This is a genomic window from Pseudomonas sp. GM79 (genome assembly GCF_000282495.1).
GTDB lineage: Bacteria > Pseudomonadota > Gammaproteobacteria > Pseudomonadales > Pseudomonadaceae > Aquipseudomonas.
This window is the reverse complement of the sequence record NZ_AKJE01000006.1, coordinates 43,618-67,870: the sequence shown is the minus strand read 5'-3', so window position 1 is coordinate 67,870 and position 24,253 is coordinate 43,618. Positions and strand designations below refer to the sequence as shown.

Here is a 24,253-nt window from a genome sequence, read left to right as displayed (position 1 = left end):
AATCTGCCGTCAACCCCTGATTGCAGCTTTATTCGGATTTGAGCGTAATACGCGCAAATGCCTTCTTCCCGGCCTGGCAAACATGGGTCGCGCCCAGTACGTATATAAAGGTGCGATCGACAACCTCACCATCTATACGCACACCACCAGAACCCAGAAGGTCGCGCGCCACTGCGGAGTTCTTCACCAACCCTGCTTTATTAAGGACCGCAGCGATCGGCATATCCTCGGCGGCAGTCAATTCGATCTCTGGCAGATCATCCGGCAGCTCACCGTCTTTCATACGGTTGCCCGCCGCACGATGAGCATTGGCCGCAGCCTCTTCACCATGGAAGCGCGCAACGATCTCTTCAGCCAGCTTGATCTTGATGTCACGCGGATTCGCACCCGCCTCGACGTCAGCCCGCAAAGCATTGATCTCTTCCATGGAGCGGAAGCTGAGCAACTCGAAGTAACGCCACATCAGCACATCCGGAATAGAGACCAGCTTGCCGTACATGACACCCGGCGCTTCCTGGATACCGACATAGTTGCCCAACGACTTGGACATCTTCTTCACGCCATCCAGACCTTCGAGCAGCGGCATGGTCAGAATGCATTGAGCCTCTTGACCATAACCACGCTGCAGCTCACGCCCCATCAGCAGATTGAACTTCTGATCGGTACCACCCAGCTCGACATCCGCGCGCAATGCGACCGAGTCATAACCCTGAACCAGCGGATAGAGGAACTCGTGAATAGCGATTGGCTGATTGGTCGTGTAGCGCTTGTCGAAATCGTCGCGCTCAAGCATGCGAGCCACGGTGTATTGCGAAGTCAGGCGAATGAAGTCGGCTGGCCCCATCTGATCCATCCAGGTGGAGTTGAACGCCACTTCGGTCCTGGCTGGATCAAGAATCTTGAAGACTTGAGTCTTGTAGGTCTCGGCATTCTCGAGAACCTGCTCACGGGTGAGCGGAGGACGTGTCGCGCTCTTGCCGCTTGGATCACCGATCATCCCGGTGAAATCACCTATAAGGAAGATCACCTGGTGCCCCAGATCCTGGAACTGGCGCAACTTATTAATAAGCACGGTGTGACCCAGGTGCAAATCCGGCGCGGTCGGATCGAAGCCTGCCTTAATACGCAGCGGCTGGCCACGCTTGAGTTTCTCGATCAGCTCGGACTCGACCAACAGTTCTTCTGCACCACGTTTGATCAGCGCTAGCTGCTCTTCAACCGACTTCATAACAGACCCGCAAGGCTCAGATTCAAAGGGGAACAACCATACAAGATCGCGCACCAAATACAAGTTTTGCCCGGCGCGCGGACGCCAATCCACGGACAGAGCGCTCGCAGACTTGCTTAAGAGATGATTTGGTTATATTTTATACAGTTATTTCGTCTTCATCATGTCATTCATCTTTTCCAATTCATCTTTTCAAAGTCAAAACTACCTATGACCACAGAACCGTCTAAAGCGCCGCCGCTTTACCCGAAGACTCACTTGCTCGCAGCAAGTGGCATCGCCGCCCTTCTCAGCCTGGCGCTTCTGGTATTCCCTTCCAGTGATGTTGAAGCCAAAAAGACGACCCTGAGTCTTGAACTGGAAAGCCCCGCAGAACAACTGACACAAGATCAAGACGCCGCCGACACCGTCCAAGCCACAAATGAGCCGGCAGCCTCCCCCTTCGCGCAGATCGAAAACAGCGCCGAAGAGACTCAGGAAACCGCCCAGGCCGCCCCCACCCCTGCTCCCGCGCCAGTCGTCGAAGAGAAGAAGGCGCCAGGTCATAAGGAAGTGATTGTCAGCAAAGGCGACACTCTCTCGACTTTGTTCGAGAAAGTCGGTCTTCCGGCCACCTCGGTGCATGAAGTATTGGCCAGCGACAAGCAGGCCAAGCAGTTCAGCCAGCTCAAACATGGCCAGAAGCTTGAGTTCGAACTGAGCCCTGATGGCCAGCTGACCAATTTGCACAGCAAAGTCAGCGACACGGAAAGCATCAGCCTGACCAAGAATGACAAGGGTTATACGTTCAATCGCATTACCGCCAAGCCCACCGTTCGCTCCGCCTATGTTCATGGCGTGATCAACAGCTCGCTATCGCAATCTGCCGCCCGGGCAGGCTTATCCCACAGCCTGACCATGGATATGGCCAGTGTGTTTGGCTATGACGTCGACTTCGCCCAGGATATTCGCCAGGGTGACGAGTTTGATGTGATTTACGAGCAGAAGGTCGTCAATGGCAAAGCTGTCGGCAACGGCCCGATCCTCTCCGCACGCTTCACCAACCGCGGCAAGACTTATACCGCGGTGCGCTACACCAACAAACAAGGCAACAGCAGCTACTACACGGCTGACGGCAACAGCATGCGCAAGGCGTTTATCCGTACTCCGGTAGACTTCGCCCGCATCAGCTCGAAATTCTCCATGGGCCGCAAGCACCCGATCCTGAACAAGATCCGCGCCCACAAAGGTGTCGATTACGCGGCACCACGCGGTACGCCGATCAAGGCTGCCGGTGACGGCAAAGTATTGTTGGCAGGTCGTCGCGGCGGTTACGGCAACACCGTGATCATCCAGCACGGCAATACCTACCGCACGCTATACGGCCATATGCAGGGCTTTGCCAAAGGCATCAAGACTGGCGGCAGCGTCAAGCAAGGTCAGGTGATCGGCTACATCGGCACCACCGGCCTCTCCACCGGCCCGCATTTGCACTACGAGTTCCAGGTCAATGGCGTGCACGTCGATCCGCTGGGTCAGAAGGTGGCGATGGCCGATCCGATCTCCAAAGCTGAACGCTCACGCTTCCTCGCGCAAAGCCAACCGCTGATGGCGCGCATGGATCAAGAGAAAACCACTCAGCTGGCTTCGAAACGCTAAGCCATGGCGCTCTATATAGGTGTGATGTCCGGGACCAGCCTTGATGGCCTGGACATTGCGTTGATCGAGCAAACCCCGACGATCAAGCTGAAAGCCACCCATTACATCCCTATGCCTGATTCCCTGCGCGCCGAGCTGCTTGGCTTGTGCGCCAGCGGCCCGGACGAGATTGCCCGCTCCGCCATTGCCCAGCAGAACTGGGTGAAACTGGCAGCACAGGGCATTCACACCCTCCTCGACCAACAAAACCTGAAGCCCGACGACATTCGCGCGATTGGCAGCCATGGCCAGACCATTCGCCACGAACCGGCGCGCGGGTTCACGGTGCAAATCGGTAACCCTGCCTTACTCACCGAGCTGACCGGCATCACCGTGGTCAGCGATTTCCGCAGCCGCGATGTAGCCGCTGGCGGACAAGGTGCGCCACTGGTTCCAGCCTTTCACGAAGCCCTGTTTGAAGAACGGCCTGGCAACCGCGCGGTATTGAACGTCGGCGGGTTCAGCAACCTCAGCCTGATCGAACCCGGCAAGCCTGTTGCCGGGTTTGACTGCGGCCCGGGCAACGTCCTGCTGGATGCCTGGATTCACCAGCAACGCGGCGACAACTTTGATCGTGACGGCCAATGGGCCGCCAGCGGCAAGGTTCAACCGGTTCTGTTGAGCGAGCTGCTCAGTGATCCGTTCTTTGTGACCCAAGGCCCGAAGAGTACTGGCCGCGAAGTGTTCAATCTGCCGTGGCTGATGCAGCATCTGTCGCAGCTACCGACCTTCGCTGCCGAAGACGTACAGGCCACGCTGCTTGAGCTGACTGCGCTGACCATTGTCGAGTCATTGCAAAGCGCCCAATCGGATACCCGGGAGCTGCTGGTTTGTGGTGGCGGCGCGCACAACGCCACGCTGATGAAGCGCTTGGCCAGTCTGTTGCCGAATGCGAAAGTCAGCAGCACCGCTGCGTATGGTGTAGACCCGGACTGGGTCGAAGCCATGGCCTTCGCCTGGTTGGCTCATTGCTGCCTGGAAGGTATCGCAGCCAACCGTCCGAGTGTCACCGGTGCCCGCGGCCTGCGCGTACTCGGCGCCATCTACCCCGCCTGAGCCTGAAACCCCAGATAGCAAAACGCCGCAGAGTCCTGAGACCCTGCGGCGCCTGGTAATGCGGTGAGGTGCGATCAGATCGAGAACGAAGAGCCGCAGCCACACGTGGTGGTAGCGTTCGGGTTCTTGATCACGAAACGCGAACCTTCCAGACCTTCCTGGTAATCCACTTCGGCACCTGCCAGGTACTGGAAGCTCATCGGATCGACCACCAGACTGACGCCTTCGCGCTCGACGATGGTGTCGTCATCGGCCACTTCTTCATCGAAGGTGAAGCCGTATTGAAACCCTGAACAACCGCCGCCCGTAACGAATACGCGCAGCTTCAAGCGATCATTCCCCTCTTCATCGACCAGGCTCTTCACCTTGTGCGCGGCACCGTGGGTGAATTGCAAAGCCGTGGGGGTGAAGGATTCGACGCTCATGCTGACTATCTCCCGGCGTTACGCCGCCATAATGCGTGATGACGCGCATTATCCGCTTCTCCCAGAAAATCGGTCAACTATTGTTACGGTATATCAATCAACCCAATTGTCAGACCACAATGCAAAAAGGCCCGTTCGACGGGCCTTTTTGCTGAGCGGGGTAAAGCCTTACGGCAGCATGCCCGCATGGGACAGACCCAAGCGCTCATCCAGGCCGAACAGGATATTCAGGTTCTGCACCGCCTGACCCGACGCGCCTTTGACCAGATTGTCGATCACCGACAATACCACCACCAGATCACCATCCTGCGGACGATGCACGGCGATACGGCAAACGTTGGCACCGCGCACGCTGCGGGTTTCTGGATGGCTGCCGGCAGGCATCACATCGACGAACGGTTCATTGGCATAGCGCTTTTCGAACAACGCTTGCAGATCCACCGAGCGATCCACAACAGTTGCGTAGAGCGTCGAGTGGATGCCGCGAATCATTGGCGTCAGGTGCGGAACGAAGGTCAGACCGACGTCCTTGCCCGCAGCACGACGCAGACCCTGACGGATTTCCGGCAAGTGACGATGCCCTTTGACGGCGTAAGCCTTCATGCTTTCCGACGTCTCGGAGTACAGCGAACCTACAGAAGCACCACGGCCGGCACCGCTGACGCCGGATTTGCAGTCTGCAATCAAACGAGTGGTATCTGCCAGACCGGCTTCGAGCAATGGCAGGAATCCCAATTGCGTGGCCGTCGGATAGCAACCCGGCACAGCAATCAGGCGCGCTTGCTTGATTTGCTCACGATTGACTTCCGGCAAGCCGTAAACCGCCTCCTCCAACAGTTCCGGCGCGCCGTGCGGCTGACCGTACCATTTGGCCCACTCATCGGCGTCTTGCAGGCGGAAGTCTGCCGACAGATCGATGACCTTGGTCCCGGCAGCCAGCAACTCACCCGCCAAGGCATGGGCGACACCGTGCGGCGTGGCGAAGAACACCACGTCGCAAGCCCCGAGGGTCTTGATGTCCGGAACGCTGAAAGCCAGGCCGTCGTAATGGCCTCGCAGGTTCGGGTACATGTCGGCCACGGCCAGGCCGGCCTCGGATCGGGAAGTGATCACTACCACTTCAGCTTGCGGATGCTGTGCCAACAGACGCAGCAGTTCGACACCGGTGTAACCCGTGCCGCCGACGATACCGACCTTGACCATAAACCTGCCCTCAACGAACCCACTGGAAAGCCGTCGATAATAGGGGCCGCGCGGCCCTGCGACAACCGTCAAGGTGACGTGCGGCGGCTCAAGCCTCTACTATTCGGGCTACCGTGAACCTGGGAATAACTGAAAATGCTTTATCTGTGGCTCAAAGCGCTTCATATCGTCAGCATGGTCTGCTGGTTTGCCGGCCTGTTTTATCTGCCGCGCCTGTTTGTCTATCACGCCCAAAGCGAAGACACCGTCAGCAAGGAACGCTTCAGTACCATGGAGCGCAAGCTGTACCGGGGCATCATGGGCCCGGCGATGATCGCCACCCTGGTGTTCGGCATCTGGCTGATCAGTCTCAACCCAAGCGCCTACTTCACCCAAGGTGCATGGATGCATGCCAAATTGACCCTGGTGGTGATCCTGATCGGCTACCACCACATGTGCGGCGCACAGGTAAAACGTTTTGCCCGTGGCGAAAACACCCGCAGCCATGTCTTTTATCGCTGGTTCAATGAAGTGCCGGTTCTGATATTGCTGGCTATCGTAATTCTGGTCGTCGTTCGGCCGTTTTAATCCAACAAGCATCATTCAACCGGGGTACTTCCAATGTCGCTGCCCGCTTTGCTCGAACAACGTTTGCGTCTGCCCGTTGTAGCAGCGCCGATGTTTCTGATTTCAAATCCTGAGCTGGTGCTCGCCTGCTGCCGCAATGGCGTAGTCGGCAGCTTTCCTGCGCTGAACCAGCGTGAGAGCAGCGGTTTCAAGACTTGGCTGGAAGAAATCGAAGCAGGACTGGCGAAACTGGAAAACCCCGCGCCTTATGCGGTGAACCTGATCGTCCACAACAGCAACCCGCGATTGCAGGCGGATCTGGCAATCTGCATCGAGCACAAAGTACCGATCGTGATCACCAGCCTCGGCGCCGTGAAGGAATTGGTCGACTCCGTACACAGCTATGGCGGCCTGGTGTTTCACGATGTGACGACGCGCCGCCACGCGGAAAAAGCTGCCGAAGCCGGTGTGGACGGCTTGATCGCCGTGGCTGCGGGCGCCGGTGGTCACGCCGGAACCTGGAGCCCGTTTTCACTGATCGCTGAGATTCGACAGTTTTTCGACAAGACCTTACTGCTGGCCGGCTGCCTGAACCATGGCCATGAAATTCTTGCCGCGCAATTGCTCGGTGCGGATCTTGCCTACTTCGGCACACGATTTATCGGCACCACGGAAAGTCATGCGCCTGACGCGTATAAGGAGATGCTCCTGACTTCCAGAGCCGCAGACATCGTCCATACTCCAGCGGTGTCGGGAGTACCGGCGAGTTTCATGCGACGGAGCCTTGAGGCCGCCGGTTTCGACATGGCAGCCCTGCAAGGCAAGGGCGAGGTGGACTTCGGCTCCAAGCTCAAGCCATTGAACGATGAAGCCAAAGCCTGGAAAACCGTGTGGTCTGCAGGCCAGGGCGTCGGGGAAATCGAGGACCTGCCGAGTGTCGATCAACTGGTCGCACGTCTCGATGCCGAATACCGCAAGGCGCTGGAACTGGCGGCGGCGTTGCCCAAGCGCTGGCCGCGCTGACAGAAAAACTTGGCCAGCCCAATCCGGCTGGCCCTACACTCCATATTTGCGACTCCGCCTATTACAAACTCTCGCGACAAGGATGCCTCGGCCATGAGCGAAAACCGTTTCAAGATCGTCTTCGATGGCGCTCTGCTGCCAGGTGTGGACGTCACCACCGCGAAGCTCAACCTCGCCGAGCTGTTCAAGAGCGACGTCGCGGCCATCGAACGCCTGTTCAGTGGCCGGCAGGTTGCGCTCAAACGCGACCTGTCCCACGCCGATGCGCAGACTTACCTTCAGGCGCTGACGAAAACCGGCATCGATGCCCGAATAGAAACAGAACCCTCGATCGAGCTGAACCTGTCCGACGTTCACGAACACGCTCCTGCCAGCAGCCAACCTGTCACGGCAGATCCCGATTCTCCCTATGCACCGCCCCGCGCCTCTGTCGGCGAAGCACTGCCGGAGTTTTCTGCACTCAAGGCCTTCAGTTTCGTTGGCCGCATCGGTCGCTTGCGCTTTCTGGCCTGGACGATGGCTCTTACGCTGGTGACGCTTGGCGTTGGCTCCGTGTTGGCTATTTTCGGCTTCGCGCTCATTAGCACAGACTCGACTGCCGGCTTGATTCTCGCTGGCCTGCTGGCCTTTATCCTGGTCGTGGTACTCGCCTTCATCAGCATCCAGTTCAGTGTGCAGCGCCTGCACGATATCGGCTGGTCCGGCTGGCTTTGGCTGCTGAACCTCGTGCCGGTCGTGGGCAGCGTTTTTCCGTTTGTAATAATGATCGTGCCGGGTAACAACACGGCCAACCGATATGGCGCACCACCACCGCCCAACAGCAACGCGGTCAGGGTGCTGGCTTCGCTGTGGCTGGTGTTTATCGCGATCATGTTCGTCGGCGGGCTGACTGGTGGCCTCACTGCGATCCAGGATGAGTATGAAAGCGCCACCGAGAGCACCTATCAAAGCAGCTCGATGATCACCGATGAAGTTGAAGTCGAGCCGGCCGATGAGGCCGAACCAGCGCCAAATTCATCCGATGATGCAGCCGAAGCAGCCGAGGCCCCTGTAGACTCTGCGAAAGAATGAACAGCGCTCCCCGCCCGTGACACCTGCGTCGCCGGCGCGGAGCTGTTGCGATGGAGAACTGCATGACCCGTTACGCACTGATCACTGGCGCTTCCAGCGGCATCGGCCTGGCGATGGCCGAAGCGCTGGCCCGGCGCGGCCGCAACCTGATTCTGGTGGCCCGACAGCGTGATCAGCTGGAAAGCATTGCGATTGAACTGACTCAACGTTTTGGTGTTGAGGTGCTGTTTCGTGCCTGTGACTTGGGCGAGCCGCTGAGGCTGTCCGGTTTTTTGCTGGAGCTGGAGGAAGGCGACCGGCAAATCGATTTGCTGGTCAACTGTGCCGGCATCGGTACCTGCGGCCCATTCCTGGCCCAGGACTGGATGACCGAACAAGACTTGATCGAAGTGAACATCCTGGCCCTCACTCGCTTGTGCCATGCCATCGGCAACAGCATGGCCTTGCAGGGCGGTGGACAGATTCTGAACGTCGCCTCGGTCGCAGCGTTCCATCCCGGCCCCTGGATGAGCACTTACTACGCCAGCAAGGCTTACGTGCTGCATTTTTCCGAGGGTTTGCGCGTTGAACTGAAAAAGTGCGCGGTCAAGGTATCGGTGCTGTGCCCCGGCCCGACCCGCACGGCGTTTTTCCGCACCGCGCAACTGGACACCGACAAACTGGTCGCGAGCAATTTGCTGATGAGCCCAGAAGAAGTCGCGCTCTATACCGTGCGCGCGCTGGCGAAAAATCGCGCCATTATTATCCCCGGCCGCCTGAATCGCTGGTTTGCATTCCTGCCGCGGCTCGGCTCACGCTGGCTGACCCGGACAATCGCGGGCATGGTCAACAAAGCCTATTGCCCGCGCTGATCAAATCCTCAAGGCAAAAGACTGGGCTCTGACCCTGCCCCATGGTTACACTCAGGCCAGCCCAAACAACGGAGAAAACAGCTGTGGATACTCTGTTCACCAAGATCATCAACCGGGAAATCCCGGCGAAGATCATTTATGAGGACGACCAGGTACTGGCCTTCCACGACATCGCGCCACAGGCCCCCGTACACTTTCTGGTAGTCCCGAAGAAACCGGTGCGCACCCTTAACGACCTCACCGAGGACGACAAGGCTTTGGCCGGGCATATTCTGTTCACTGCCCAGCGCCTGGCTCTGGAATTGGGCTGTGAGGAAGGTTTCCGGGTGGTCATGAACTGCAATGAGTTGGGCGGGCAGACCGTCTATCACATTCATATGCACGTGCTGGGTCAGCGCCAGATGCACTGGCCGCCGGGCTGATTCATCAACCGCCCCTGTAGGAGCGAGGTTTGCCCGCGAAGCTTTTAGCGCACTTGAGGACGCCTTCGCGGGCAAGCCTCGCTCCTACAGGATTGGTGGTGACACCAACGGAAATGACCCAGCGCAAACCCTCCCTCGGCCGATTGAGTTAAACTGGCCGCCGAGATTCTTCCCGGAGGTCAGCATGACTACCCAACGTCACTACTCGCCAATTGACCGTCTTCTGCTGCAAGCCGATGCCGCGATGCGTACTTTGCTGCCCTTCAGTGGTCAGCCCTACCGTCCGTCGCCTGCCATCGTGCAGCCGGATGCGCAAATGAGCGACGAGGACACCCGACACGTCGCCGGCTTGATGCGCATCAACCATACCGGCGAAGTCTGTGCCCAGGCGCTGTATCAAGGCCAGGCCCTGACCGCCAAGCTGCCGAAAGTGCGCGCCGCCATGGAGCACGCCGCCGAAGAAGAAATCGACCATCTGGTGTGGTGCGAACAGCGCATTCATCAGTTGGGCAGCCACACCAGCATCCTCAATCCGCTGTTCTACGGCATGTCGTTCGGGATTGGCGCGGTCGCCGGATTGATCAGCGACAAAGTCAGCCTGGGTTTCGTTGCTGCCACCGAGCATCAGGTCTGCAAACACCTGAATGAACACCTTGAGCAACTGCCGGCCGAGGACGAAAAATCCCGGGCGATCCTGGAGCAGATGCGTATCGATGAAGAGCATCATGCTGAAAGTGCGCTGGATGCGGGTGGATTTCGTTTTCCGGCACCGGTGAAGTTCGGGATGAGTCTGTTGGCCAAGGTAATGACCAAGAGTACGTATCGGATCTAAGCATTGCAGCGCCCGCGACGTCCCCATCGCGGGCAAGCCCGCTCCCACAGGGACCGCGTTTCGGTAATAAAAAAGGCGACTACCCAATGTAGTCGCCTTTTTTGTACTCGGAACTCTTAGTTCAGCATGTTGCGCGCGTAGAAAATTTGCATCACCTGAGTCTGCACGTCGATTCAACCGAGCTCGATGATTTCGTAGTCGTGGGTAATCGCCACGCCAGCCGCGCCGAGCATGATCGAGGCCGAGCAATACTTCTCGGCCGACAGCTCGATGGCGCGCTTGACCTGGGCTTCTTTCAGCCCGCGGCCCTTGACCACGAAGTGCATGTGGATCTTGGTGAAAACCTTCGGATCTTCGGTCGCACGCTCGGCTTCGAGGAACGCTTCGCAGCTTTCGACGGCCTGACGGGACTTCTTGAGGATGCTGACCACATCAAAATTGCTGCAGCCGCCAACACCCAGCAGGAGCATTTCCATCGGCCGGACACCCAGGTTACGACCGCCGGCTTCGGGCGGTCCGTCCATGACCACGACATGACCGCTGCCGGATTCGCCGAGGAACATGGCTTCGCCAGCCCATTGGATGCGTGCCTTCATCGCCAAGACTCCACTGTCTAAAAAAGGGTCGCCAGCTTAGCACAGGGCCCTTGGTTGGCAGCGCTTCGCCTTCCTAGGACATAACCATCTGCGTCGTAGGCAAATTCTCGAATCCTGAAGGAATGCGTCTGTTAAGCTGACGCCAAATCAATGGCGTATCGCCAGCTTTGCAGCGAATAAAAGGACCGCAGGCTTCGCCAGCGCCTACAAAAAAACAAACATACCGTGCAGTCTTTTCGGGATACAACCATGGTTGCTATTACCCCCACACCCAAAATCAAGAACCTCGACAAACTGTTGATGCACTGCCAACGCCGTCGCTATGCCGCCAAGAGCAACATCATTTGTGCCGGTGACCGCTCGGACACGCTGTTTTTCATCATCAAAGGTTCGGTGACCATCCTGATTGAGGATGACGACGGCCGTGAAATGATCATTGCCTACCTCAACTCCGGGGACTTTTTCGGCGAGCTGGGTCTGTTTGAGCAAGCGGGGCTGGAACAGGAGCGCAGCGCCTGGGTGCGCGCCAAAGTCGAATGCGAAGTCGCGGAAATCAGCTACGCGAAATTCCGCGAGCTGTCCCAACAAGATCCAGACATTCTTTACGTACTCAGCGGACAAATCGCACAGCGCCTGCGCAATACCACGCGCAAGGTCGGTGACTTGGCATTCTTCGACGTGACCGGTCGCGTTGCACGCTGTCTGCTGGAACTGTGCAAGCAGCCTGACGCCATGACTCACCCGGACGGCATGCAGATCAAAGTGACCCGTCAGGAAATCGGCCGGATTGTCGGTTGTTCCCGCGAAATGGTCGGCCGCGTGCTCAAGGATCTGGAGGAGCGCAATCTGGTCGACGTCAAGGGCAAGACCATGGTGGTCTTCGGTACGCGCTAAGCTCGAAAACCAGGACCCGAGAATTTAAGCTCCGAGCATGTCTGCCAGCAACTGTCGGTACAGCGTATCGAGCCGTTCCAGTGCATCAGGAGCGGCAAACTTTTCATGCAGGGCGATGTGGCTTTCAGCGCGAACCCGCTGCTCCAGGCCACAGGCTTCGTTAAAACGATTGACCGCCGCCACCATCGACTCTCGCTCGTCATCGATCAACATCGCCCCATGCACCAGGCCGACCGGACGCTGACCGCCCTTGCTCTGGCGCCACCGCTGGGCGGTGCCGACCATCTTTCGACCATCAAGGTTGACGTTGAAACGGCCGTCGCAGAACGCGCCCTCAATTTCGCCCAACGACGAAGTGCCGCCCAGCTCATCGAGTAACTGACAGATCGGATCGCACAGACGCCGGTAGCCGGTTTCAATGCGGTTCAGATCGCTTTCACTGCGTGGCGGGGCATAAACCAGTGCAATGTTGATGGTCGAGGCCGATTGCGGCACTGGTTCACCGCCGGTTTCGCGCAGCAATACCGGCCAGCCGGCGGCAGCGGAGACTTCGCAGGCATCCTCGAACTGTGGCAGACGATTCAAGCGACGAGGCATGACCAATGCGCGGTCAGTGGGTTGCCAGAACAGCAGACCGAATTCCGACTCACCGGTGCACACATGGGCCAGCAGGTCCTGCTCGGCGAGCAGGCCGGCTTCGATGGTCAGGGGGATTGGTGAGGTCATAAGGTCTTCCATAGGACGGTCAGTCTGTGGTGCATCTTATGCCGCCTTCGCGAGCAAGCCCGCTCCCACAGTGGATTCGCGTTGTCTGGATGAACGCGGACTAATGTGGGAGCGGGCTTGCTCGCGAAGGGAGCGCCCCGATTTTCAATCAGTCGAGCGTAGAACCGCTCACTGGAATGCCACGCTCGGGAAAGAACAGGCGCTGCAGTTCGGTACCCGGGCTTTCGGCGCGCATGAACGCTTCGCCGACCAGGAACGCATACACGTCGCTGATTTCCATCAGCTCGACATCGGCCCGGTTAAGAATGCCACTCTCGGTAATTACCAGACGATCACGCGGGATACGCGGCAACAGGTCGAGGGTGGTTTCCAGATTGACTTCGAAAGTGTGCAGGTTGCGGTTGTTCACGCCCACCAGCGGCGTGTCGAGTGTCTTCAAAGCCCGCTCCAGCTCATCACCGTCGTGGACTTCCACCAGCACATCGAGACCGACGCTTTTGGCTACAGCCGCCAGCTCGGCCATTTTCACGTCATCCAGTGCGGAAACGATCAACAGCACGCAGTCAGCACCCAGCGCACGGGACTCGACGATCTGATACGGATCGATCATGAAATCCTTGCGGATCACCGGCAGCTTGCATGCCGCCCGAGCCTGTTGCAGATACGCATCGGCGCCCTGGAAGTAATCGATGTCGGTGAGCACCGACAGGCAAGTCGCCCCGCCCTTTTCGTAACTTTTGGCGATGTCGGCGGGAACGAAGTTCTCGCGAATCACGCCTTTGCTTGGCGAAGCCTTCTTGATTTCAGCAATGACCGCCGGCTGTTTCGTCTTGGCCTGATCGATCAATGCCTTGGCGAAACCACGGGGTGCATCGGCCGCCTTGGCCAGATTTTCCAGCTCCGCCAGGCTCACACGGGCGCTACGCTCGGCGACTTCCTGAACTTTGCGGGCCAGAATATTTTCCAGAACCGTCGGCACACTCATCCCTCATTCTCCACTTTGAATACCGCGGTAAATGCACCCAATTCCTCAAGTTTTTCCCGAGCGAGGCCTGTGTGCAGCGCATCGTGCGCCAGGGCAACGCCTTCTTTCAAACTGCTGGCATGGTCGGCGGCGTACAACGCGGCACCGGCATTGAGCACGATCATCTCGGCGGCTTTCTGACCGTTCTCGGTCTTGCGCTTGCCCAAGGCATCGCGAATCAGCTCAAGGGAAGCCGCCGGGCTTTCCACCGCCAGACCGTGCAGGCTCTGGCTCTTCATCCCCAAGTCTTCGGGTTCGACCCAATACTCGGTGATCTGGTCATTCTTCAATTCAGCCACAAAGGTCGGAGCCGCCAGACTGAACTCGTCCAGGCCATCCTTCGAATGCACCACCAGCACGTGTTTGCTACCCAGACGCTGCAAAACTTCGGCCAATGGCCGGCACAACGCCTGACTGAACACACCTACCACCTGATGTTTCACACCGGCCGGATTCGTAAGCGGGCCGAGCATGTTGAACAAGGTGCGCAAGCCCAACTCACGGCGCGGGCCGGCGGCGTGCTTCATGGCGCTATGGTGAGTCTGGGCAAACATGAAACCGATGCCCACGTTATCGATGCAACGCGCCACCTGTACCGGGGTCAGGTTCAGGTAGATACCTGCGGCTTCCAGCAGGTCGGCGCTGCCGCTTTTGCCCGACACCGCACGGTTACCGTGCTTGGCCACGGTGCAACCGGCCGCGGCAACGACAAACGAAGAAGCGGTGGAAACGTTGAAAATGTTCGCACCGTCGCCGCCGGTGCCGACCACATCGACCACGCCGTCGAGGGTGTTGAGTTCAACCTTGTCCGCCAACTCGCGCATCGCCGTCACGGCGCCGACGATCTCATCGATGCTTTCGCTCTTCATGCGCATGGCCATCATGAACGCGCCGATCTGCGCATCCGTGCATTGCCCGGTCATGATTTCGCGCATGACATCGCGCATCTCATCGGTACTGAGGTCGAGGTGGCCGACGATACGGCTCAGGGCTGTCTTGATATCCATGGAAAGTCCTTAGCGCGTGCCGCCGGTTTGTTTGAGGAAGTTGGCGAACAATTCGTGTCCCTGTTCGGTGAGGATAGACTCAGGGTGAAACTGCACACCTTCGATGTTTAGCGTCTTGTGGCGCAGGCCCATGATCTCGTCGACCGAGCCGTCTTCGAGCTGGGTCCAGGCGGTCAGCTCCAGGCAATCGGGCAGGGTTTCGCGCTTGACGATCAGCGAGTGGTAGCGGGTGACCGTCAACGGACGATTCAGACCTTCGAATACGCCCTTGTCCTCGTGGAATACCGGGCTAGTCTTACCGTGCATGACCTGACGGGCACGGACCACATCACCACCAAAGGCTTGCCCGATGGACTGGTGCCCCAGGCAAACGCCGAGAATCGGCAGTTTGCCGGCGAAGTGCTTGATCGCTTCGATGGAGATACCGGCTTCGGTCGGAGTGCAAGGACCAGGCGACACGACGATGCGCTCAGGGTTGAGAGCTTCGATTTCGGCAATGGTGAGTTCATCGTTGCGCACGACCTTGACCTCGGAGCCCAGCTCGCCAAGGTATTGCACAACGTTGTAAGTAAAAGAGTCGTAGTTATCGATCATCAGCAACATGGCGTTAAGAACCTCTTGAATTCACTGACTTTTAAGACGGCCTTCGAATGATTTACCCGCAGTGCGCTGCGCTTTGTCAGGTGCTGGAGTGGCGCCAGCAAAGCGGCATTTCATACAGGTAAAGAAGGCAAAGCGGTACAGGTCCGGCCAGGCCGGCAGAAAAGATTCAGGCGCGCCAACGCCAACGGGCGTGTGCCTTGATGACTTGATCCAGGAGTTTGCTGACGATCAACACGGGGAAGGTCTCATTCATACGTCTCGGCACAGTAACTTAGCTGGGCAGAGCGTGCAATATGGCCGGGGCGACAGCTCGCGAAACAATCAAAGGGTTCGCGACAGATGGCAAAGGGCCGGAAGTTTTTGGTACTGTCGTTTCGTTTACAACAACAATAAATAAACGGACTTGCTCATGATCAAACAGACGTTGTTTGTACCGCTCGCCGGATGCCTGCTCGCTGCTGCCTGTTCCCAGGCGATTGCCGCGCCCAACCCGTATTCGAATTTCGTCGTCTTTGGCGACAGCCTCAACGATGCCGGGCAGTTTACCGACACGGGTGGCCCTGCCGGTGCGACCCAGCGTTTTACCAACCGGACCGGGCCGGTCTACCTGGATGGCAGTGGTGAATTTCGCTCGCTGAATTCCACGCAATTGTTGGGCGGACGTCTCGGGTTCTCAGCAGACCAGACCGCCGCCTCGACGTCGGCTGTACGCGCCAATGAAGGGCTGGTGGATGGCAACAACTGGGCCGTGGGCGGTTACCGCACCGACCAGATTCTGGATTCGATCACTACCGAATCCGCCACGGGCGAACGCACCCGACCAGGCTATCTGCCGACGAACAATTTCCGCGCCGATCCGAATGCGCTGTATTACATCTCCGGGGGCGGCAACGACTTCCTTCAAGGCCGCGTACTCAATACCGCCCAGGCCAATACCGCGGCGAATCAACTGGCCGACAGCGTGCAGACCCTGCAAACCGCCGGCGCCAAATACATCGTGGTCTGGCTGCTGCCCGACCTTGGATTGACGCCCGCCGTCAATGGCACTCCATTACAAGCCTCGATCTCACAGCTGAGTACCGACTTTAATCAACAGTTGGTCACACGCCTGGCGGGGATCAATGCCGAAATTATCCCGCTGAACATTCCACTGCTGCTGCAGGAAACCTTCGCCGACCCGGCGCGTTTCGGCCTCGCCACCGGCCAGAACCTGACGGCCACCTGTTTTAGCGGCAGCGGTTGTACGGAGAACGCCGTGTATGGCATCAACAGTGCCACCCCGGACCCGAGCAAGCTGATTTATAACGACTCGGTTCACCCCACTGAAGCCGGACAAAAGCTGATAGCCGATTACGCCTATTCCTTGCTGTCGGCGCCTTGGGAACTGACGTTGCTGCCGGAAATGGCCCACGCCACCTTACGCGCCCATCAGGATGAACTGCGTAGCCAGTGGCAATCCGACTGGGAGAACTGGCAGGCCGTCGGCCAATGGCGCACGATTGTCGCCGGCGGTGGCCAGCATCTGGATGTCGATAGTCAAAGCAGCGGCGCCAGCGCCGATGGCAGCGGCTACAACCTGAATATCGGCGGCAGCTATCGCCTCAATGAAGCCTGGCGCGTGGGTGTGGCAGCAGGCTTCTATCGTCAGAACCTGGACGCCGGTAGTAACGATTCGGACTACAAACTCAATAGCTATCTGGCGACCGCCTTCGCCCAGTTTCAGCAGAATCGCTGGTGGGCCGATGCCGCATTGACCGGTGGCAAACTGGATTACGACAACCTCGAACGCAAATTCGACCTGGGTGTCAGCGAAGGTGGGGAAAAGGGTGATACCGATGGCCACCTCTGGGCCTTCAGCACTCGCCTCGGCTATGACATTGCGCAACCGGGCAGCGAATGGCATCTGTCACCGTTCATCAGCGCCGATTACGCCAAAGTGGAAGTCGACGGCTACTCGGAAAACAGCAACCGCTCCACGGCGCTGACCTTTGATGATCAGACCCGAGACTCGAAACGCCTGGGTGTCGGCTTGCAAGGCAAATACAACTTCACACGTCAGACCCAGGTATTTGGCGAATATGCCTACGAACGCGAATACGAAGATGACGTTCAGAAGGTAAACATCGCCCTCAACAGCCTGCCGGCGAACGACTTTACGCTGGAAGGTTATACGCCGCAGAGTCACTTGAACCGCGTGAGCCTGGGGGTCAGCCACAAGTTGACCGCCGACCTGGCGCTGCGTGGTGGTTACACGTTCCGCAAGGATGATGACTTTACCCAACAGGGCATCAGCGTTGGGGTGGCGCTGGATTTCTAAACCGCAGGCAATAAAAAACGCGGAGCCCTCACAGGCGCCGCGTTTTTTATGGTGGTGAGATCCATGTGGGAGCGAGCCTGCTCGCGATAGCGATGAACCAGGCAACATCAATGTCAGCAGTGCTGGCCCCATCGCGAGCAGGCTCGCTCCCACAGGTATTGCATGAACTCAGGTGTCCGGCGTCTGCTCGGCCAGGGCCACCGCGCGGAACATGGCGCGGCGCTTGTTCAGGGTTTCTTCCCATTCCAGTGCCGGCACAGAGTCGGCGACGATGCCGCCACCCGCCTGCACGTGCAGTTCGCCGTTCTTGATCACTGCGGTGCGGATCGCAATCGCAGTGTCCATGTTGCCGTTCCAGGCGAAGTAACCGACCGCGCCGCCGTAGACGCCACGCTTGACCGGTTCCAGCTCGTCAATGATTTCCATCGCGCGAATCTTCGGCGCGCCAGACAAGGTGCCGGCCGGCAGGATCGCCCGCAGTGCGTCCATCGCCGTCAGCCCGGCCTTCAATTGGCCAGTGACGTTGGACACGATGTGCATCACGTTGGAATAACGCTCGATCACCATCTTCTCGGTGAGTTTCACCGAACCGATTTCCGAAACCCGACCGGTGTCGTTGCGGCCCAGATCGATCAGCATCAAGTGCTCGGCGATTTCCTTGTCGTCCGACAGCAGGTCTTTTTCCAGCGCCACGTCAGCCTCTTCGTTGGCACCTCGCGGACGAGTGCCGGCAATCGGGCGCACGGTGATCAGGTTGTCTTCGACCCGCACCAATACTTCCGGCGAACTGCCGACGACGTGGAAGTCGCCGAAGTTGAAGAAGTACATGTAAGGCGTCGGGTTGAAGCAGCGCAGCGCCCGATACAGATCGATAGGCGCTGCCTTGAAGTCGATCGACATACGCTGGGACGGCACGACCTGCATGCAATCACCGGCCAGGATGTATTCCTTGATGGTGTCGACGGCTTTTTCGTAATCGTTCTGGGTGAAGCTGGAGCGGAACACCGGGTCAGCCGATTGCTGTTTGCTGAAGTCCAGGCCGCGGCGCGGGGTGATTGGCTGACGGAGTTGTTCGAGCAGCGCTTGCAGACGCGCCTGACCTTGTTCGAAGGCGTCTTCCTGCGATGGATCGGCCAGGACAATCGCGTGCATTTTGCCGGCGAGGTTGTCGAACACCACCACCGCATCGGACACCATCAGCAGAATGTCCGGTACGCCCAGTGGATCCGGGTTCGGGCATTTGCCCAGACGCTTCTCCACATAGCGCACGCAGTCATAACCGAAGTAGCCCACCAGACCACCATTGAAGCGCGGCAGACCGGCGATGGTCGGCACGTTGTAACGCGCCTTGAAGGCTTCGACAAAGGCCAGCGGGTCTTCAACATCGTGGCTTTCGATCTCGACGCCGTCGTGGGTCACGCTGACGTGGTGATCGTGAACCCGCAGCACGGTGCGGCACGGCAGGCCAATGATCGAATAACGGCCCCATTTCTCGCCGCCCTGCACCGACTCCAGCAGGTAGGAATTGGGCTCGTCGGCCAGTTTCAGGTAGATCGACAGCGGTGTGTCGAAGTCGGCCAGGGTTTCGCAGGCAAGCGGGATGCGGTTGTAGCCGGCAGCGGCCAAACGCAGGAATTCTTCGCGGATCATGAGGTGCCTCGTGGCTTGAGGGTCTAACGGTCAGGTGTGCAAACGCGCCGGTACGCCGGCCAGGAACAAGTCAGGCGCGCCAACGCCAGCGGGCCAGGGCCTTGATGACTTTCATCCAGAGTTTGCGAGTGACCACCACGATGGCGTTTCCAGGAGGGGATTGAACAGCGTCGGGCAACGTTATCTCAGCGGCCGGATCCAGGCAACCGGGAATTAGTTTGCGCAGATCATCGATCACCAGCGCCGGCGATTCTTCGGCGATTGGCCGACCGTGGTTATAGCCGTAACTGAGGGCCACGCATTTGACCCCCGCCGCTTTCGCCGCCAGCACGTCGCTGCGCGAGTCGCCGACGAACAACGATTGGGACGCTGGAATGTTGGCCATTTTCATCACGAAAAACAGCGCGGCCGGGTCGGGTTTCTTATTCGGTAGAGTGTCGCCACCGATGATCCATTTGAAGTAACGGCCGATCTTCATCTGATCCAGCAGCGGCGCGACGAAGCGTTCCGGCTTATTGGTGATCAGCGCCATTTCGACGCCTTGTTTGTTCAGCCACTTGAGGGTGTCACGCACGCCGGGGTAAACCACCGTCAGTTCGTGACCGTCCTCATAAAAGCCGTTGAACAATTCCAGGGCTTGCTCGGCCTCGACCTCATCGACACCCTCGGCGTCGATGTGGTTGGCCAAGGCCCGGCGCACCAGCACGTGCACGCCGTTGCCGACCCACTCCCGTACCGCTTCGATACCGGCAGGTTGGCGCCCGAGTTTGAGCAGCATGTTATCCACGGCCGCCGCAAGGTCGGGGACTGAATCGACCAGCGTGCCATCCAGATCGAACATCACCAGCCGCGGCAGACGCCCGGGGAACAGCTGCTCAAAACCGCTCATGGGCGAGCCAGCGCCAGTTCGGAGCGCATTTTTTCAATCACTTCCTGGTAGTTCGGCGCATTAAAGATCGCCGAACCGGCCACGAAGGTGTCGGCGCCAGCAGCAGCGATTTCGCGAATGTTGTTCACATTCACGCCACCGTCGATCTCCAGGCGGATATCACGACCGGAGGCATCGATCAGTGCCCGCGCTTCACGCAGCTTGTCGAGCGTGCCGGGAATGAACTTCTGCCCGCCGAAGCCCGGGTTGACACTCATCAGGAGGATCATGTCGACCTTGTCCATCACGTACTTGAGCACGTCCAGCGGGGTCGCCGGGTTGAACACCAGGCCCGCCTTGCAGCCGCCCTCGCGGATCAGTTGCAGGGAACGGTCGACGTGCTGCGTGGCTTCCGGGTGGAAAGTAATGTAGGTCGCACCGGCTTCGATGAAGTCACCGACGATGCGGTCTACCGGGCTGACCATCAAGTGCGCATCGATCGGCGCGGTCACGCCGTACTTGCGCAGCGCGGCACACACCATCGGGCCGATGGTCAGGTTTGGCACGTAGTGGTTGTCCATGACATCGAAGTGCACGAAGTCGGCGCCGGCGGCCAGGACGTTGTCCACTTCCTCGCCCAGGCGGGCGAAGTCGGCGGAGAGAATCGACGGAGCAATGACGAAGGGCTGCATGACGCACCTTTTTTGAGCAGAATCACGATGGCGCGCATTGTATACCTCATGCTTTGACCCGCGCACCGTGCTGCGATGATTGGGTACTAATAGGCCGCCCGGTAGATCTTCTCGATATCGACGGTACTCAACTTGCGCGGATTGTTACGCATCAGGCGCTCAATCCCAGCGGCTTCCACGGCCATGGCGGGAATCGCATCCTCGGGGACCCCGAAACTGCGCAGGCCCAGCGGGATTTCTACCGCTGCACACAGCTCGGTCATCGCCTCCACGGCTTTGTCCGCCGCTTCATTGGCGCTCAGATGAGCAGTCTTCACCCCCATGGCCTCGGCAATATCCTGCATGCGCTCCACGCAAGCCATCTTGTTCCAGGTCATGACATACGGCAGCAGCAAGGCATTGCTGACGCCATGGGCAATGTTGAAACGCCCGCCCAGTGGATACGCCAACGCATGCACCGCGCCGACCCCGGCATTGCCGAACGCCATGCCGGCCATCAGGCTGGCGGTGGCCATGTCTTCGCGGGCTTGCAGGTGGGATGGATTGGCGTAGGCCTTGGGCAGCGCCTGGGTAATCAGCTTGATTGCGCCAATGGCCAGGGCATCGGTGATTGGCGAGGCATTGAGCGACAGGTAGGACTCGATGGCGTGCACCAGCGCATCGACGCCACTGGCAGCGGTGACACTGCGCGGGCAGGTCAGGGTCATTTGCGGGCTGATCAGTGCCACGTCCGGCAACAGGTAATCGCTGACAATACCTTTCTTCAGTTGCGCGATTTTGTCGGAGAGGATGGCCACGTTGGTCACTTCTGAACCGGTACCGGCAGTGGTCGGGATAGCAATCAGCGGCGGGCCTTTGCGCGGCACCTGATCGACGCCGAACAAGTCTTCCAGAGCGCCGTGGTAACCGGCATAGGCTGCAACACTCTTGGCGATGTCGATGGCACTGCCGCCACCGAGGCCGATCAATCCGTCATGCCCGCCTTCACGGTAAACCCGCATGCAATCTTCGACGATGGCGATTTCCGGATCCGGCAGCACCCGGTCGAAAATCTCGTAACTGCGCTCGCCCAGCTGCGCCAGCGCCAGCTCTACCGTGCCGGACTTGACCAGTGCAGCATCGGTGACGATCAGCGGGTTATCGATGTCCAGACGTGTGAGCTCAGCCGCCAGTTGCTCGATGGCACCTGCGCCAGTGATCAGTTTGTGAGCGATTTTGAAAGAGGAAAGACTCATGTGCGCAGCCTCTTATAGATAGGGGAGCTGGGCACAATAGTAGCTGGGGATTGGGGGTTGTCTGCTATTAAGTTGGTGAATGACCGCCGATCCTGAAAACCACACAAGTGTGGGAGCGGGCTTGCTCGCGAAGGCGGAGTGTCAGCCGACGTGTAGGTCGAATGTTCCACCGCTTTCGCGAGCAAGCCCGCTCCCACATTTTGAGCTGTGTGTAATTTCAGACCTGCGCGGTACGCAGTTTTTCGCTACGCCCACGCAGCCATTCCAGTGTCAGCAACAGGACCACCGAGAACGCAATCAGCAGCGTCGCGGCAGCGGCAATCGTCGGGCTGAGGTTTTCGCGGATGCCGCTGAACATCTGCCGAGGCAATGTCGCTTGTTCGGGACCTGCGAGGAACAGCGTCACCACCACTTCATCGAATGAGGTGGCAAAGGCAAACAGCGCACCGGAAATCACGCCCGGCGCAATCAACGGCAAGGTCACCCGCCGGAATGCGGTCAACGGCGAAGCCCCCAGGCTTGCAGCGGCCCGTACCAGGTTCTGGTTAAACCCCTGCAACGTCGCCGATACCGTGATGATCACAAACGGCACACCCAAGACGGCGTGCACGACGATCAGCGAGGTATAGCTGTTGCCAAACCCCAGTGGGGCAAAGGTCAGGTAACTGGCCACACCAATGATCACAACCGGCACCACCATCGGCGAAATCACCAGCGCCATCACCAGCGGTTTGCCCGGGAAATCGCCCCGGGTCAGGCCGATCGCTGCCAGCGTACCGAAGATCATCGCCAGCACGGTCGCCGCCGGAGCCACAATCATGCTGTTCTTCAACGAACGCATCCATTCCGCCGAAGCAAAGAAGTCCTGGTACCAGTGCAGTGAGAAGCCTTGCAGCGGATAGACCAGAAAACTCCCCGAGTTGAACGACAGCGGAATGATCACCAACACTGGCAAGATCAGGAACAACAAAATCAAGCCGCAGAGAATCCGCAAGCTGTAGAACCACACCCGTTCGATGGGCGACATGTAAGGACTCAGCATTTCATTCTCCCCTTAGCTCAGGCGCAGGCGACTGGCGCCCACCAGCCAGCTGTAAATCAGATAAAGCACCACCGTCGCCAGCAGCAACAGCCCACCGAGCGCGGTCGCCATGCCCCAGTTGATGCTGGTGTTGGTGTAGAAGGCGACGAAATAACTGACCATCTGATCGTTCGGGCTGCCCAGCAACGCCGGGGTGATGTAGTAGCCGATGGCAAGGATGAACACCAACAGGCAACCGGCGCCGACACCGGCATAGGTCTGTGGGAAATACACCCGCCAGAAACTGGCGAACGGGTGGCAGCCGAGGGAAATCGCCGCGCGCATGTAAGTCGGCGAGATGCCTTTCATTACGCTGTAGATCGGCAGAATCATGAATGGCAGCAGGATGTGCACCATCGAGATATAAACCCCGGTGCGGTTGAACACCAGCTCCAGCGGCTTATCGATAATGCCCATGGCCATCAGCCCGCTGTTGATCAAACCGCCCGACTGTAGCAACACGATCCACGCGGCGACCCGCACCAGAATCGAGGTCCAGAACGGCAACAGCACCAGAATCATCAACAGGTTGCTTTGCCGCGACGGCAGGTTCGCCAGCAGGTAGGCCAGTGGATAGGCCAGCACCAGGCAGATCACGGTGATGATCAGGCCCATCCAGAAGGTCCGGGCAAAGATATCGAGGTAGATCGCCTGATCGGGGGTGGCCGGGGCCAGCTCACCAAGGTCGTCGATACGATGATCGACAGCGGCCAGCAGGTAATAAGGCGTCACATTACTGGTATTGCGGCGCACGACCTGCCAATAGGCCGGATCGCCCCAACGCTCGTCCAGCGCTTCGAGCGCTTCCTTATAGGAAGTCGGCTCGGTGGCGAACGGCAAGGCGCGTGCGGTTTTGGTCAGCAGGCTGCGGTAGCCGGCCAACTCCATGTTCAAGCGCTTGGACAAGTCACCCAAGGTCTGATTCTTGCGGGCTTCGGCGAGGTCTTCGCTGGCGGCCTTATACACAGGCTCTGCCGGCAGGCCTCGGCCATCCCAGCTGGCGATGGCTGCCACGGTGCGCGGCATGGCGCCAACCACTTCGGGGTTACCGACGCTTTTGTAGAGCAGCGCCACGATCGGCACCAGGAACACCAGCAACAGAAACAGCACCAACGGCGCGATCAAGGCTTGAGCTTTCCAGCGGTTGATCCGCTCGGCGTGCTTGAGCCGCTGCTTCAAGGTGGGGTCGGTGCCCGCGTTCAGGGGAATGGCGGTGGCCATGGCGT

At 58.9% G+C, this 24,253-nt stretch carries 24 protein-coding genes; 10 read left to right on the top strand and 14 right to left on the bottom strand.

The window, feature by feature from the left end; translation table 11 throughout:
• Window positions 1–28 precede the first annotated feature (28 nt).
• Complete coding sequence (gene tyrS, locus PMI36_RS27590) at window positions 29–1,228, bottom strand: tyrosine--tRNA ligase (protein ID WP_008067468.1); 1,200 nt, start codon at window positions 1,226–1,228, stop codon at window positions 29–31.
• Between the two features lie 210 nt (window positions 1,229–1,438).
• Between tyrS and PMI36_RS27595 the strand changes: the two genes are divergently transcribed.
• Together PMI36_RS27595 and PMI36_RS27600 are read left to right on the top strand one after the other, a co-directional pair.
• Window positions 1,439–2,866 carry a peptidoglycan DD-metalloendopeptidase family protein gene (locus PMI36_RS27595; protein ID WP_008067467.1) on the top strand — a complete coding sequence of 476 codons (1,428 nt, stop codon included), beginning with the start codon at window positions 1,439–1,441 and terminating at the stop codon, window positions 2,864–2,866.
• Window positions 2,867–2,869: 3 nt separating this feature from the next.
• Entirely contained in the window at window positions 2,870–3,961 is a 1,092-nt protein-coding gene (locus tag PMI36_RS27600) for an anhydro-N-acetylmuramic acid kinase (protein WP_008067466.1), read from the top strand.
• A gap of 74 nt (window positions 3,962–4,035) precedes the next feature.
• Here the strand turns inward: PMI36_RS27600 and erpA are convergent, their stop codons facing one another.
• Window positions 4,036–4,386, bottom strand: a complete 351-nt coding sequence (gene erpA, locus PMI36_RS27605) for an iron-sulfur cluster insertion protein ErpA (protein ID WP_007906865.1) — start codon at window positions 4,384–4,386, stop codon at window positions 4,036–4,038.
• A 168-nt stretch (window positions 4,387–4,554) separates the two neighbouring features.
• Entirely contained in the window at window positions 4,555–5,589 is a 1,035-nt protein-coding gene (gene argC, locus PMI36_RS27610) for an N-acetyl-gamma-glutamyl-phosphate reductase (RefSeq protein ID WP_007941665.1), read from the bottom strand.
• A gap of 135 nt (window positions 5,590–5,724) precedes the next feature.
• Between argC and hemJ the strand changes: the two genes are divergently transcribed.
• The 6 genes from hemJ (at window position 5,725) to coq7 (ending at window position 10,334) form a co-directional block, all read left to right on the top strand.
• Window positions 5,725–6,156, top strand: coding sequence for a protoporphyrinogen oxidase HemJ (gene hemJ, locus PMI36_RS27615; protein WP_008067465.1), 432 nt, complete (start codon window positions 5,725–5,727; stop codon window positions 6,154–6,156).
• Between the two features lie 33 nt (window positions 6,157–6,189).
• Window positions 6,190–7,158, top strand: a complete 969-nt coding sequence (locus PMI36_RS27620) for an NAD(P)H-dependent flavin oxidoreductase (protein ID WP_008067464.1) — start codon at window positions 6,190–6,192, stop codon at window positions 7,156–7,158.
• A gap of 93 nt (window positions 7,159–7,251) precedes the next feature.
• Window positions 7,252–8,229, top strand: coding sequence for a DUF805 domain-containing protein (locus PMI36_RS27625; RefSeq protein WP_008067463.1), 978 nt, complete (start codon window positions 7,252–7,254; stop codon window positions 8,227–8,229).
• Between the two features lie 62 nt (window positions 8,230–8,291).
• Window positions 8,292–9,080, top strand: coding sequence for an SDR family NAD(P)-dependent oxidoreductase (locus PMI36_RS27630; RefSeq protein WP_032830065.1), 789 nt, complete (start codon window positions 8,292–8,294; stop codon window positions 9,078–9,080).
• 83 nt (window positions 9,081–9,163) lie between these two features.
• Complete coding sequence (locus PMI36_RS27635; protein ID WP_007906873.1) at window positions 9,164–9,502, top strand: histidine triad nucleotide-binding protein; 339 nt, start codon at window positions 9,164–9,166, stop codon at window positions 9,500–9,502.
• 184 nt (window positions 9,503–9,686) lie between these two features.
• A complete protein-coding gene (coq7, locus tag PMI36_RS27640; protein ID WP_008008345.1) occupies window positions 9,687–10,334 on the top strand; it encodes a 2-polyprenyl-3-methyl-6-methoxy-1,4-benzoquinone monooxygenase in 648 nt (215 codons plus the stop codon).
• Window positions 10,335–10,507: 173 nt separating this feature from the next.
• On the opposite strand, the gene PMI36_RS27645 is transcribed toward coq7, so the two are convergent.
• Entirely contained in the window at window positions 10,508–10,930 is a 423-nt protein-coding gene (locus PMI36_RS27645; protein ID WP_003176451.1) for an OsmC family protein, read from the bottom strand.
• A 249-nt stretch (window positions 10,931–11,179) separates the two neighbouring features.
• On the opposite strand from PMI36_RS27645, the gene crp reads away from it, so the two are divergent.
• Window positions 11,180–11,824: a cAMP-activated global transcriptional regulator CRP gene (gene crp / locus PMI36_RS27650; RefSeq protein ID WP_007941656.1), complete on the top strand. Its 645-nt coding sequence runs from the start codon at window positions 11,180–11,182 to the stop codon at window positions 11,822–11,824.
• Between the two features lie 24 nt (window positions 11,825–11,848).
• Here the strand turns inward: crp and PMI36_RS27655 are convergent, their stop codons facing one another.
• The 4 genes from PMI36_RS27655 to PMI36_RS27670 all read right to left on the bottom strand — a co-directional run bounded on the left by PMI36_RS27655 (window position 11,849) and on the right by PMI36_RS27670 (window position 15,184).
• Window positions 11,849–12,550, bottom strand: a complete 702-nt coding sequence (locus tag PMI36_RS27655) for a lipoate--protein ligase family protein (RefSeq protein WP_008067460.1) — start codon at window positions 12,548–12,550, stop codon at window positions 11,849–11,851.
• A gap of 148 nt (window positions 12,551–12,698) precedes the next feature.
• On the bottom strand, window positions 12,699–13,535 hold the full coding sequence (trpC, locus tag PMI36_RS27660; RefSeq protein ID WP_008067459.1) for an indole-3-glycerol phosphate synthase TrpC: 837 nt from the start codon (window positions 13,533–13,535) through the stop codon (window positions 12,699–12,701).
• Complete coding sequence (gene trpD, locus PMI36_RS27665) at window positions 13,532–14,581, bottom strand: anthranilate phosphoribosyltransferase (RefSeq protein ID WP_007906883.1); 1,050 nt, start codon at window positions 14,579–14,581, stop codon at window positions 13,532–13,534. Before trpD ends, trpC begins: the two co-directional genes overlap by 4 nt.
• 9 nt (window positions 14,582–14,590) lie before the next feature.
• The gene (locus PMI36_RS27670; protein WP_008067458.1) at window positions 14,591–15,184 is read right to left on the bottom strand and encodes an aminodeoxychorismate/anthranilate synthase component II; all 594 of its coding nucleotides are present in this window, start codon (window positions 15,182–15,184) and stop codon (window positions 14,591–14,593) included.
• A 409-nt stretch (window positions 15,185–15,593) separates the two neighbouring features.
• Here PMI36_RS27670 and estP point away from each other — a divergent pair, with 409 nt between their 5' ends.
• A complete protein-coding gene (estP, locus tag PMI36_RS27675; RefSeq protein WP_008067457.1) occupies window positions 15,594–17,501 on the top strand; it encodes an esterase EstP in 1,908 nt (635 codons plus the stop codon).
• A 168-nt stretch (window positions 17,502–17,669) separates the two neighbouring features.
• Here estP and trpE read toward each other — a convergent pair whose 3' ends face one another.
• From trpE to PMI36_RS27705, 6 genes are all read right to left on the bottom strand, one after another.
• A complete protein-coding gene (gene trpE / locus PMI36_RS27680) occupies window positions 17,670–19,151 on the bottom strand; it encodes an anthranilate synthase component I (RefSeq protein WP_008067450.1) in 1,482 nt (493 codons plus the stop codon).
• A gap of 70 nt (window positions 19,152–19,221) precedes the next feature.
• Window positions 19,222–20,040 (bottom strand): phosphoglycolate phosphatase, encoded by an 819-nt coding sequence (locus tag PMI36_RS27685; protein ID WP_008067448.1) that lies wholly within the window; start codon window positions 20,038–20,040, stop codon window positions 19,222–19,224.
• On the bottom strand, window positions 20,037–20,711 hold the full coding sequence (rpe, locus tag PMI36_RS27690; RefSeq protein WP_007906892.1) for a ribulose-phosphate 3-epimerase: 675 nt from the start codon (window positions 20,709–20,711) through the stop codon (window positions 20,037–20,039). The genes PMI36_RS27685 and rpe overlap by 4 nt, the downstream gene beginning before the upstream one ends.
• A gap of 86 nt (window positions 20,712–20,797) precedes the next feature.
• Window positions 20,798–21,946, bottom strand: coding sequence for an iron-containing alcohol dehydrogenase (locus tag PMI36_RS27695; RefSeq protein ID WP_008067446.1), 1,149 nt, complete (start codon window positions 21,944–21,946; stop codon window positions 20,798–20,800).
• 217 nt (window positions 21,947–22,163) lie between these two features.
• A complete protein-coding gene (locus tag PMI36_RS27700; protein ID WP_008008331.1) occupies window positions 22,164–22,988 on the bottom strand; it encodes an ABC transporter permease in 825 nt (274 codons plus the stop codon).
• 12 nt (window positions 22,989–23,000) lie between these two features.
• A complete protein-coding gene (locus tag PMI36_RS27705) occupies window positions 23,001–24,248 on the bottom strand; it encodes an ABC transporter permease (protein WP_008067444.1) in 1,248 nt (415 codons plus the stop codon).
• Window positions 24,249–24,253 lie beyond the last annotated feature (5 nt).

Coding starts and splice junctions, on each gene's coding strand:
- hemJ (WP_008067465.1), top strand. CDS start 5,725: ATGCTTTATCTGTGGCTCAAAGCGCTTCATATCGTCAGCATGGTCTGC.
- coq7 (WP_008008345.1), top strand. CDS start 9,687: ATGACTACCCAACGTCACTACTCGCCAATTGACCGTCTTCTGCTGCAA.
- PMI36_RS27625 (WP_008067463.1), top strand. CDS start 7,252: ATGAGCGAAAACCGTTTCAAGATCGTCTTCGATGGCGCTCTGCTGCCA.
- trpE (WP_008067450.1), bottom strand. CDS start 19,151: ATGATCCGCGAAGAATTCCTGCGTTTGGCCGCTGCCGGCTACAACCGC.
- PMI36_RS27695 (WP_008067446.1), bottom strand. CDS start 21,946: ATGAGTCTTTCCTCTTTCAAAATCGCTCACAAACTGATCACTGGCGCA.
- trpD (WP_007906883.1), bottom strand. CDS start 14,581: ATGGATATCAAGACAGCCCTGAGCCGTATCGTCGGCCACCTCGACCTC.
- PMI36_RS27685 (WP_008067448.1), bottom strand. CDS start 20,040: ATGAGCGGTTTTGAGCAGCTGTTCCCCGGGCGTCTGCCGCGGCTGGTG.
- tyrS (WP_008067468.1), bottom strand. CDS start 1,228: ATGAAGTCGGTTGAAGAGCAGCTAGCGCTGATCAAACGTGGTGCAGAA.
- trpC (WP_008067459.1), bottom strand. CDS start 13,535: ATGAGTGTGCCGACGGTTCTGGAAAATATTCTGGCCCGCAAAGTTCAG.
- PMI36_RS27705 (WP_008067444.1), bottom strand. CDS start 24,248: ATGGCCACCGCCATTCCCCTGAACGCGGGCACCGACCCCACCTTGAAG.
- PMI36_RS27645 (WP_003176451.1), bottom strand. CDS start 10,930: ATGAAGGCACGCATCCAATGGGCTGGCGAAGCCATGTTCCTCGGCGAA.
- PMI36_RS27655 (WP_008067460.1), bottom strand. CDS start 12,550: ATGACCTCACCAATCCCCCTGACCATCGAAGCCGGCCTGCTCGCCGAG.
- PMI36_RS27595 (WP_008067467.1), top strand. CDS start 1,439: ATGACCACAGAACCGTCTAAAGCGCCGCCGCTTTACCCGAAGACTCAC.
- PMI36_RS27700 (WP_008008331.1), bottom strand. CDS start 22,988: ATGCTGAGTCCTTACATGTCGCCCATCGAACGGGTGTGGTTCTACAGC.
- PMI36_RS27670 (WP_008067458.1), bottom strand. CDS start 15,184: ATGTTGCTGATGATCGATAACTACGACTCTTTTACTTACAACGTTGTG.
- erpA (WP_007906865.1), bottom strand. CDS start 4,386: ATGAGCGTCGAATCCTTCACCCCCACGGCTTTGCAATTCACCCACGGT.
- rpe (WP_007906892.1), bottom strand. CDS start 20,711: ATGCAGCCCTTCGTCATTGCTCCGTCGATTCTCTCCGCCGACTTCGCC.
- PMI36_RS27630 (WP_032830065.1), top strand. CDS start 8,292: ATGACCCGTTACGCACTGATCACTGGCGCTTCCAGCGGCATCGGCCTG.
- estP (WP_008067457.1), top strand. CDS start 15,594: ATGATCAAACAGACGTTGTTTGTACCGCTCGCCGGATGCCTGCTCGCT.
- PMI36_RS27620 (WP_008067464.1), top strand. CDS start 6,190: ATGTCGCTGCCCGCTTTGCTCGAACAACGTTTGCGTCTGCCCGTTGTA.
- argC (WP_007941665.1), bottom strand. CDS start 5,589: ATGGTCAAGGTCGGTATCGTCGGCGGCACGGGTTACACCGGTGTCGAA.
- PMI36_RS27600 (WP_008067466.1), top strand. CDS start 2,870: ATGGCGCTCTATATAGGTGTGATGTCCGGGACCAGCCTTGATGGCCTG.
- crp (WP_007941656.1), top strand. CDS start 11,180: ATGGTTGCTATTACCCCCACACCCAAAATCAAGAACCTCGACAAACTG.